Annotated in this window: 2 protein-coding genes; both read right to left on the bottom strand. The window is 53.7% G+C overall.

The features are described 5' to 3' along the window. Positions 1-117 (bottom strand): GFA family protein (locus tag ACYP03_RS24330; protein ID WP_459782416.1); only part of this gene is annotated, 117 nt, incomplete at its 3' end. An 18-nt stretch (positions 118-135) separates the two neighbouring features. Further along, positions 136-410: GNAT family N-acetyltransferase (locus tag ACYP03_RS24325; protein ID WP_459782415.1), on the bottom strand; the 275-nt coding region annotated here is incomplete at its 5' end.

Below are 410 nucleotides of genomic sequence, written 5' to 3'. Positions count from 1 at the left end.
GAGCTTTTGGCACGCTTTGCAGTGGCAGGCCACGACCATTGCCGGTGGTGCGAGCAATGTATAGGTCACGCCGCCACACTGGCAAGCTCCGTGAATAGGGTAAGTCACTTCACTCATCATCTCTCCTTACAAACATTAATGGGCTGAATCACGATGGAGGGCATAAATAGCATGGGCAAGAATGCGGCCGTTGAGGTTTTCACTGCGGGTGATCACCCCTTCCAGCTTCATGCCCAGGCGTTCTGCTACTGCTCTGCTCGCCGTATTGTCAACCGCGGCTGAAATCACCACTTTTTCCATAGCAAAGTGGTCAAACGCCAGGCGGCAAAGATAGCGGCATACCCGGGTAATAATACCCTGTCCCTGAAAATCGGCCGCCAGCCAGTAACCGATATCTGCCGTTTTCAGGC

The organism is Photobacterium sp. R1 (assembly GCF_054600795.1).
The sequence above is the reverse complement of the archived record's forward strand: the minus strand, read 5'-3'. Positions and strand labels throughout refer to the sequence as shown.